The sequence below is a fragment of the Prevotella sp. 10(H) genome (assembly GCF_000711235.1).
Classification (GTDB): Bacteria; Bacteroidota; Bacteroidia; order Bacteroidales; family Dysgonomonadaceae; genus Dysgonomonas.
The window spans coordinates 886,063-896,489 of sequence record NZ_JOMI01000007.1; the positions used below are offsets into that span (position 1 = coordinate 886,063).

7 protein-coding genes are annotated in these 10,427 nt (G+C 39.2%); 3 read left to right on the plus strand and 4 right to left on the minus strand.

Annotated elements, in window-relative coordinates; genetic code table 11:
* Window positions 1-79 precede the first annotated feature (79 nt).
* Window positions 80-2,401, plus strand: a complete 2,322-nt coding sequence (locus K348_RS0115355) for a carboxypeptidase-like regulatory domain-containing protein (RefSeq protein ID WP_029906277.1) — start codon at window positions 80-82, stop codon at window positions 2,399-2,401.
* A gap of 109 nt (window positions 2,402-2,510) precedes the next feature.
* Here K348_RS0115355 and K348_RS0115360 read toward each other — a convergent pair whose 3' ends face one another.
* Window positions 2,511-2,822, minus strand: a complete 312-nt coding sequence (locus K348_RS0115360) for a hypothetical protein (protein WP_029906280.1) — start codon at window positions 2,820-2,822, stop codon at window positions 2,511-2,513.
* Window positions 2,823-3,103: 281 nt separating this feature from the next.
* Between K348_RS0115360 and K348_RS0115365 the strand changes: the two genes are divergently transcribed.
* Window positions 3,104-4,030, plus strand: coding sequence for a hypothetical protein (locus tag K348_RS0115365; protein ID WP_029906282.1), 927 nt, complete (start codon window positions 3,104-3,106; stop codon window positions 4,028-4,030).
* A gap of 88 nt (window positions 4,031-4,118) precedes the next feature.
* Here the strand turns inward: K348_RS0115365 and scpA are convergent, their stop codons facing one another.
* From scpA to K348_RS0115380, 3 genes are all read right to left on the minus strand, one after another.
* A complete protein-coding gene (gene scpA / locus K348_RS0115370) occupies window positions 4,119-6,266 on the minus strand; it encodes a methylmalonyl-CoA mutase (protein WP_029906284.1) in 2,148 nt (715 codons plus the stop codon).
* Window positions 6,267-6,344: 78 nt separating this feature from the next.
* Complete coding sequence (mutA, locus tag K348_RS0115375; protein WP_029906286.1) at window positions 6,345-8,231, minus strand: methylmalonyl-CoA mutase small subunit; 1,887 nt, start codon at window positions 8,229-8,231, stop codon at window positions 6,345-6,347.
* Between the two features lie 382 nt (window positions 8,232-8,613).
* Window positions 8,614-8,838, minus strand: a complete 225-nt coding sequence (locus K348_RS0115380; RefSeq protein WP_029906288.1) for a winged helix-turn-helix domain-containing protein — start codon at window positions 8,836-8,838, stop codon at window positions 8,614-8,616.
* 366 nt (window positions 8,839-9,204) lie between these two features.
* On the opposite strand from K348_RS0115380, the gene K348_RS0115385 reads away from it, so the two are divergent.
* The gene (locus K348_RS0115385) at window positions 9,205-10,380 is read left to right on the plus strand and encodes a PBSX family phage terminase large subunit (protein ID WP_029906290.1); all 1,176 of its coding nucleotides are present in this window, start codon (window positions 9,205-9,207) and stop codon (window positions 10,378-10,380) included.
* Window positions 10,381-10,427: the final 47 nt, after the last annotated feature.

Below are 10,427 nucleotides of genomic sequence, written 5' to 3' on the forward strand. Positions count from 1 at the left end.
TTTATTTTCAATTGTAACTTTTTTTCAGGTCGTTTCGTCATATTACTAAATTAAGAATTAAACTAAATATATTAATATTATGAAACGTTCCTTAACATTACTCGTTTTACTTGCGGTTATATCAATTATATCAACTGCTCAGGTTAAAATATCCGGCACAATAGTCGACATCGACACTAAAGGTGCTATTGAATTTGTAAACATCGCTTTATTAAAGCAGGATTCAACTTTTGTAGCCGGAACTTCTTCCGATACGAATGGTTTTTTCGAATTTAATAATATAGCCAATGGTGATTACTTGCTCTCTGCTACTTTCGTAGGCTACCTAAAAGCATATCATCCGATAAATGGTGTAGACGAGGATACCGACACGGGGAATATTCATCTCGAAGCATCCGACATCGCACTAAAGGATGTTACGGTGACAGCAAATGCAGTGATTCAGAAACCCGACAGGAAAATAATAATCCCGTCGGATGCACAGATAAGAGCATCCAGCACAGGTGTTACATTGCTTCGTAATCTTCAGCTATCGCGTGTAATAATTAATCCTATAGCCAATACGATAACTGTACCCGGAGGGGGGGGCGTTCAGCTAAGGGTCAATGGTGTAGAGGTAACTATGTCAGAGATCGTAGCTATTCAGCCCGCCGATATAATCCGTATCGAATATCACGATGAACCGGGAATGAGATATAATAATGCAGCGGCAGTTATAGATTACATCGTCCGCCGTAGAGAATCGGGAGGAAGTTTTTCTATGGACCTGAAAGATGCACTGCCTTGGGTAATAGGATGGGGAGAAAATTTCATGTCGGCTAAAGTTAATAACAAAAAATCCGAATTCGGAGTAAATGCATATTGGTCGCATCGTAAACTGGAATGGACACGAGAAAATAGAGAAACCTTTGTTTTTCCGGATAAAACATTAGAGCGTATAGAAAAAGGTGATCCTACAGATCTTAAAGATAATAAATTGAATGTCGCTTTGAACTATAATTTGAATGAACCGGATAAATATCAGTTTAATGCTATCCTTCGTAATAATTATCAGAATACACCGCAACAATATACCGACCGTAGAAGTGCTATATATTCATCGGACAACAGTATTCCGCTTTCTATATTCGACCATAGTACGTGGAGAAGCAGTAATACATCTCTTGACCTCTATTATCAGCGGAATCTCAAGAATGATCAGTTGATTATATTTAATGTAGTAGGTACATATATGGACTCTAAGTCTACCCGTACATATCAGGAACGCCGCGATCAGGATCTTAATACCGATATATTCTCATCCATTTCCGGCGATAAGTATTCCCTCATTGCAGAAGGTATTTACGAAAAGAAAATGAATATAGGTAAGCTTTCTGCGGGGATGAAACATACGCAAAGCTATACAAATAATATATATGGTGGAAACGTATCGACAGATATAGGCATGAACTTTGCCGAAACATACGGATATGCCGAACTACAGCTACGTAAGAATAAATTCAGCTATACTTTCGGACTGGGTGCCATGCGTATATACAACAGTCAGGGAGACAGTAAAGATGATAAATATATATTCCGCCCGACTTTAAGGGTTACTTATAATATCAATGATAATGCATATGTAAGATACAACGCGCATATGTCGGGATATTCTCCATCTCTTTCCGATCTGAATAATGTAGAGCAGAATATAGATTCATTACAAATCCGCAGGGGTAATCCGAATCTTAAAACAGTCAGGAACTTTACCAATACAGTGAATGCAGGATATAACAAAGGCATGTTTGGCGTTGAATTATTTATGCGATATAATTATGATCACAAGCCTAATATGGAACAGGTATTCTTTGAAGATGGCAAATTTATCCGGACAAATATCAATCATAAGGCATTTCACCGTATCAATTTAGAAACTACATTCAGACTGAAGCCATGGAAAGATTATATTAATCTGAGTATAACTCCCGGGCTAAACAGATATATAAGTGTTGGCAATGATTTTACTCATACATATAATAACTGGTTTGCTAGAGGATCCTTGTATTTGAATTATAAAAAATGGATGCTTGGCGGTGAAGTCTTTACACGTTGGAACTACTTTTGGGGAGAAACTCTGGAGATAGGGGAGCGCGTACATGTAGTGATGGCTACTTATAACACCGGAAAATGGAATGTCGGCGTAATGATGATCAATCCGTTCACCAAAAACTATTCGATGGGCAGTAAGAACTATTCGAGCTTGACACCGAATGTCTCCGAAGTTTATTCAAAGAACTTAAAGCAGGTAGTTGTTCTCAATTTCGGACTGAATCTTAATTTCGGACGTCAGTATAAAGCAGCAGATAAGCGATTGAATAATGACGACAGCGATGCCGGAATCATGTCGGGAGCAAAAAAATAATAAGTCATAATATTAGGGTAACTAATATATTGATTGTGTTTACAAAGTTACCTCCACAGACGTGATGTCGTGCGGAGGTAACGCTTTTTATGAGATATGATTTTTATTATTAATTGTCTTCGTCATCCGGAAACAGATGATTATCTTCTCCCCGTACTTTAACCGTTTGCCACGATGAGTCGGCATCGCTACGTTCAGCTGCCTGTCCTAGATTGAGATTGAGGTTGTAAAGGCTTTCGTCTATTTCCAATATCTGTTTTACGGAAATGACACAGGCATCGCTTTCTGTTACATCTTCATCGCTAAAGAATTGCCAGTCCCCGTCTTCATCGTATACAACATAGGTAATCAGGGAATTTCCATCCAATACATATCGGGTGGTTATTATAGGTTTGTTATAAGCTTCGTCTCCAAGTTTCATAGTATAATGTTTTTATTGTGTTTGTTTAGTGTGTATAATTTATAAATATAGCATGGTTATGAGTTAATACCAAATACGGACTCATAATTTTATGAAAGAAAAGCTAAAAGCAGGGGAATAGAATAATATATGGATCAGGTCAAAGGTTCGCAATATCTTTTATTGACAACGCGTTCGCGCATGGAGGCTTTGTTGGTGAATGATAAATATAATTTGTTAAATTGCTGAATTAAAAATAATTACTATTTTTGATAAAATTTAGTTATTCAATATTAATAAATATGGCAAAAAAAGAGGAAATAAAGGAAGCACAAGTAGACAAAAATAAGGATGTATCAGAGAATGCATGTTGTAAGAAATGCTTTATTATAACGCCCATTGGAAAAGATAACTCAGATATTCGTCGACAAGCGGAAGGGTTGCTTACTTCTGTCATAGGTCCAGTCTTGAAAGAATTTGATTATGACCTAGAAGTTGCCCATCGTATAGATAGTCTTGGTTCTATTACAAATCAGATAATAGAGCATATATTATATGACCAACTGGCTATTGCAGATTTAACAGGATTGAATCCGAATGTAATGTATGAATTAGCAGTGCGCCATGCCACAGGAAAACCTGTTATCTGTTTAGCAGAAGAGGGAACTAATCTTCCTTTTGATGTTATTGGAGAAAGAACAATATTTTATACCAATGATATGAAAGGTGTAGAGGATTTGAAAAACTCCTTAACAAAAATGATTAAGGTAATTCCTCCTGAAGATAAAGTAATTGATAATCCAATATATAGAGTAGCGAAAGAAAAGATGATAATAAAGAATTTGGGATTAGATGGTAGTAATTCGCCTGAAAGTGATGCTATTAAATTTATTGTTTCTGAACTTACTAATATGAATAGTAAGATTGATCGGTTATCTGTATTAGAAAATAAACCTAGTTTTGATGCTCCTTTTATTTCATGTAGAATATTAATTAAGAGACCTGCGGATGTTATTAAGTCTATTGTAAGTCAATTACATTCTTTTTTATATAAAATGATAAAGAATGGGATTTCTTTTGATGATTCTTCTATTAGTATAAGTATAGAACCTCAATATGTTAATACAGTCTTAAATATACTAAAAGAATTTCTAGAAGTAGAATTTGGTTTAAAATTTATATCTCAAAGATATGTAGTTTCAACTCGGATTGAATTAAAATATGAATAAACAAAAAAATCCCGCTCACTACCGAACGGGATTCTTCCAATATTATTACTAAGCTATTTATAACTCATAACTTATAACTCATAATTACTTAATCAGCCAGCAATATCTCCATCATCTGCACCGCAGCCTTAGTTACCGAAGTACCCGGGCCGAAAATGGCAGCCACACCCGCTTTGTACAGGAAGTCATAGTCCTGAGCAGGGATTACACCACCGGCAATCACAATGATGTCTTCACGTCCAAGTTTTTTCAGTTCTGCTATTACCTGAGGCACAAGAGTCTTGTGTCCTGCGGCAAGAGAAGATACTCCTAGTACGTTCACATCGTTTTCTACCGCCTGCCGGGCAGCTTCTTCCGGAGTCTGGAACAATGGTCCCATATCCACGTCGAATCCGCAGTCGGCATAACCTGTCGCTACTACTTTTGCACCACGATCGTGTCCGTCCTGACCCATTTTTGCGATCATAATACGTGGTTGACGACCTTCTTTTTTCGCAAATTCTTCCACAAGCCTTTGGGCTTCATGGAAAGTAGGGTCTTTTTTACTTTCTGATGAATACACGCCTGATATTGTTCTGATTACAGCCTTATAACGTCCTACTATTTCTTCGCATGCATCGGAGATTTCTCCCAATGTTGCGCGCACACGTGCAGCCTCAACCGCAAGTTCCAGCAGGTTTCCTTTCTTAGTTCTCACACATTCGGTGATAGCTTCCAGTGCTTTTTTTACAGCAGCATTGTCACGTTTCGATTTCAGATCGTTCAAACGCTCGATTTGCTGACGGCGTACTTCTGTGTTATCCACATCGAGAATATCGATAGGATCTTCTTTCTCGAGACGGTATTTGTTGATACCGACTATAGTCTGAGTACCCGAGTCGATTCTAGCCTGAGTACGTGCAGCTGCCTCTTCGATACGCATCTTAGGAAGACCTGTTTCAATAGCCTTAGCCATACCGCCGAGTTTCTGTACTTCTTGGATCAGATCCCATGCTTTGTGTACAAGCTCATTTGTAAGTGTTTCCACATAATAAGAACCGGCCCATGGGTCGATTTCTTTGGTAATATATGTTTCTTCCTGAATGTATATCTGAGTATTACGTGCGATGCGGGCAGAGAAGTCGGTAGGCAGTGCAATCGCCTCATCCAGTGCATTTGTATGCAGTGATTGAGTGTGTCCCAGTGCTGAAGCCATAGCCTCTATACAAGTACGGCCAACATTATTGAACGGGTCTTGCTCTGTAAGCGACCAACCAGATGTCTGTGAGTGAGTACGCAGTGCAAGCGATTTCGGGTTCTTGGCACCAAAGCTCTTCACAATCTTAGCCCATAACAGACGTCCGGCACGCATCTTAGCAATCTCCATAAAGTGATTCATACCGATGGCCCAGAAGAACGACAGGCGTGGTGCGAAAGCGTCTACATCGATACCTGCCTCAATACCCGCTTTCAGGTATTCCATACCGTCGGCAAGGGTGTAAGCCAACTCGATATCCGCTGTTGCTCCGGCTTCCTGCATGTGATAACCCGAGATAGAGATAGAGTTGAACTTAGGCATCTTCTGAGATGTATATTCGAAGATATCAGCGATAATCTTCATAGAGAATTCAGGTGGATATATATATGTATTACGCACCATGAATTCTTTCAGAATATCATTCTGGATTGTTCCGGCCATTTCTTCCAGTTTGGCGCCTTGTTCTAACCCTGCGTTGATATAGAATGCAAGCACGGGAAGTACGGCACCGTTCATTGTCATAGATACTGACATCTGATTCAAGGGAATACCTTCGAACAATACTTTCATATCCTCAACCGAGCAAATAGATACCCCTGCTTTACCTACGTCGCCCACTACACGAGGGTGGTCAGCATCGTATCCACGGTGCGTGGCAAGGTCAAATGCTACGGAAAGTCCTTTCTGTCCCGATGCAAGATTACGACGATAGAATGCGTTAGATTCCGAAGCAGTTGAGAACCCTGCATACTGGCGGATTGTCCACGGACGCATTGCGTACATACCTGAGTATGGTCCGCGTAGGAATGGAGGAATACCAGACGCGTAGTTCAGGTGTTCCATGCCTTCGAGGTCTTCTTTTGTATAGACAGGCTTAACGGGAATCAATTCAGGAGTCATCCAGTTAGCCTCTATACCATTATCAGCAGCCCATTTTGTAGCGTCAGTCGCTGCAAAACCTGCTTTGTTAATGTCTATATTTTTAAAATTTGGTTTCATATTTTTTTAAGCTTTTAGCTATTAGCCCTTAGCTGTTAGCCTTGAATTTGCTAATTTGCTAATTGAATAATTTCCGAATTAGTTTATACCCAGTTTAGCATTGAACATCCTTAGCGTTTCCAATACATTGCTCTTCACATTTACGAAGTGCTCTATACCTTGTGCTTTTAGTTCTTCCATACAAGCAGGAGCCCCTGCTACCACGAATTGTTCTTTGCCTTCTATCAGCTTGTAAGCTTCAGGGGCAAGTGTTGCATATTCATCGTCGCTCGAACAAAGAACGATAATGTCGGCATTCTTTTCGCGTGCGGCTTTTACTCCGGCTTCAACAGTTTCGAAACCTAAGTTGTCGATAATCTTGTAACCTGCACAAGCGAAGAAGTTACTGGAGAACTGAGCACGTGCAAGACGCATACCCAGATTTCCGATAGTAAGCATGAATACGGTAGGCGCGCCATGTGTTTCAGTAGCTAAACGCATTTCTTCAAATGCTGTACCTAAGCGGTCGGTAGGAAGCGGCATATAAGGCGCATCTTTTCCACAGCCACATCCGCAAGCCTCTTTCTCTACGATTTTGCTGCTTGCTTTTTCAGTAAAGTTAGGGAACTGGTTAGTACCTAATAGTATTTCGCGGCGGGTCGCCAATGCTTTAAATCTGTTGTCGGCTGATGCTTTTACAGCTGTCTGTATAATGTTAGCCTTCAGTGCTTCGTAGAAACCTTTTTCGTCTGTTTCAAGAAACAGTTTCCATGCCTGTTCGGCGATAGACTTAGTCAGGTTTTCAATATAATATGAACCCGAAGACGGATCTGTAATCTTATCGAAGTGACATTCTTCTTTCAACAGCAATTGCTGGTTACGTGCAATACGTTCCGAGAAATCGTCCGGAGTTTTGTATGTTTCGTCGAACGGACGTACTGTAAGTGAATTGATTCCCGCAATAGTTGCCGACATAGCTTCAGTCTGTGTGCGCAGTAAATTTACATGAGCATCGTATACAGTCTTGTTGAAAGTAGATGTCTGCGCATGGGCATATATTTTAGCAGCGCAACGGCATGTTCCGTCTCCCGCTTTGTTTGGGCATTCATGATTGCAGGTAGGTTTATAGGCATCTACTATTTCAGCCCACAACCAGCGTGCAGCACGGAATTTGGCAATTTCCATAAAGTAATTGCCGCCGATTCCGAAGTTGAACTTGATTTTTTTAGCAACAAGTGTAGCATCCAAACCTGTTTCTACAAGTGCGCTTAATATCTGGTTTCCGTTAGCTAATGCATAGCCCAGTTCCTGATAGATGTATGCTCCACCATCGCTAGTCGTGTGTGCATTTACAGCCAATACGCGGAAGCGTGGAAGCGGTGCGGCAGCTTTTACTATTTCGGCGGCTTTTTCTACCCATCCTTCTGCATCACGGCCTTTCTTCAAAAGTGGCTTGAAAGGGTCGTAGTTTACCGAACCAAAGCATTGCATAATGTCGGCACCCGTTCCCTTGATATATTCGACCAATATTTTGGTCAGTTCGAGAGACTTACGATAGCATGTGCTGAAATTGAGTTCCACAGCTTCGGGATGAATGCCGTTAAGTAATGTTTTGATGTTTTCGGCACTTACATCATCTCCGTCGATATTGAAACCAAGCGATGTAATACCTTTATTCAGAATATCGAGGGCTTTGGCATTTGCAGCCTTGAAGTCGTTTACACAGATATCCTGACGTGTGTACCAGTCGTTATCTTTCTTGGTACCGCGTACATAAGGAAATTCGCCCGGCAGGGAAGCAGTTGCAGCCATACCTTCGGTGTTTTCACTTCTGTAGAAAGGGTTTACTTTAAACCCTTCGTTTGTTCTCCAAACGAGTTTTTTCTCAAAGTCGGCCCCTTTCAGGTCAGCCGTAATCTTAGCCATCCACTCATCGGTCGAAATCGGTGGAAAGTCTGAGAAAAGCTTTTCTTTTTGATTAGCCATGATTAATTTTTATTGTTTAATGTATATAGGTTTTATTATATAATGCTGTTTTTTAGCTGATTATGTGATCTTTATCTATATCTGCATAAATGCTATTTATAAGTGCTTATACTCAAATAGTTATACTTTTTGAAATTGCAGTACAAAAGTAAGTCATTTAGTTTGCTTAGTAAAGTTTTAAAGGCTAAATTTTTGTGCTTTTAGAATGATAATTTGTTAATTGGGATATTGTGTATGTTAATATGTAATATCAAATGATCAGATGTTAATAAGATGAAGGGAATATGTATTTCTTTAAGTTATTATTTATAACAAGAGAGATACTGTAAAAATATTACAGTATCTCTCTTTCAGGTCTGAAATAAAGTTGGATTCTTAGGTATTAATAGAATGTTTCAGGATATATATTTCTTAGTTCTATATATAAGGCCCCATTTCTGTCAACAACTTGTACCTTATTTTCTCTGGATAACCATCCAACTGCAAGGAGTATTAATGAATCTTTGTAGTGGGTATGATCTCCGATTTGTCTTACCGAAAGACTTCCTTTACTAGAGAGGAGTTGCCATATGTCACCGGCTTTAACTCCGATCGCATTATCAATCATAGCAATAAACTTTTAGATTAAAAATGTCTTTGTCAAAAAAACTATATAGAATGTTCCGGATATATTATATCCATCGAGGGCATTGTACAATAAAAGAGTTAAAAAATATCACAGGAATTGCATCAACTAATTTCCTTCATACGATAAAGATAATAACATTTTTCGTTTAAGAAAGAAAATTAACAAAAATATTTCACAAAAACATGTTTTCCAGCTTAAAGTAGGCGATTTTTTCATTTATGATTTTATTTTCTTAAAATTTCCCATATATGCAATTCTTTAATAAAAAGGATGGGAATAATATTATTTTTTTCTTCAATAAAATCCGAAAACTTTATCTATACCATAAAAACAAATTTTAGTCATATGAAAACAACATCAGTATTCAGGCGCAACCTCGAAGTTATTAATCAGAGAATGCGCTATATTGTAAATAAGGGCTCTACTCGTTCGTCCAAAACTTATAGTATTCTGCAACTATTGCATACTATAGCCGTGGAATCTGAAACTCCGAGAACTATATCTGTTGTTTCCGAATCGATGCCTCATCTGAAACGGGGATGCATACGTGATTTTATGGATATGCTGCAATGCGAAGAGATGTGGATTCAGAAAAACTGGAATGCAACGGATAAGATTTATAAGGTGAATAATTCTATTATAGAATTCTTTTCGGCTGATAATCCGGGCAAAGTACATGGCCCGTCGCGTGATATACTATATATAAATGAGTGCATCAACATAGATTATGAAGTATACCGACAACTGGCAATCCGCACTACAGAATATATTATCCTCGACTGCAATCCCTGCTTCGAATTCTGGCTCGATGAGAAGGTGCTTGTTTTGCCCGAAGCTAAACTTATACATTCTACTTACCGCGACAACGAATTCCTATCCAGTGCGCAGGTAAGGGAGATAGAATCGAACCGCAACGATGAAGACTGGTGGCGGGTATACGGCGAAGGACTGACAGGTACGCGACAGGGTGTAATTGTTCGCAACTGGGATATAGTGACTTCTCTGCCCGAAACTTATAAGAAACGCTGGATTGGTATCGACTTTGGTTTCACGAACGACCCGACGGCAATTGTGGATATCCGTCTTGCCGAGGGTGAATTGTGGATAGATGAAATATTATATGCTAAAGGTTACGACAATCTCATGATAGCCGCCCACCTGAAGAATTCAGGTATTTCACGGAATATCCCGATTATAGCCGATAGCGCCGAGCCAAAAAGTATCCGCGAGATACAGGCAAAAGGCTGGAAAGTGGAGCCTGCGCAGAAAGGAAAAGACAGTATCGGTACGGGGATTTCGATATTGAATCGCTACCGGAAGCATGTCACGCGGCGTAGTGCTAATATAATCAATGAGTATCGTAATTACCATTGGAGAATGGACGACTTGGGCAATGTGACGAATACACCTGTCGACAAATTTAATCATGCTATCGATGCGCAACGCTATGTGTGCCTGAATAAGCTGATGGAGAAAAGTGAGGGGATGAATTATTCAATAATAAAAGGAAAAATTAATTAATCGATCAGCAAATTCGAAAAACAGCAAATGTTATTCATTTTTGAATT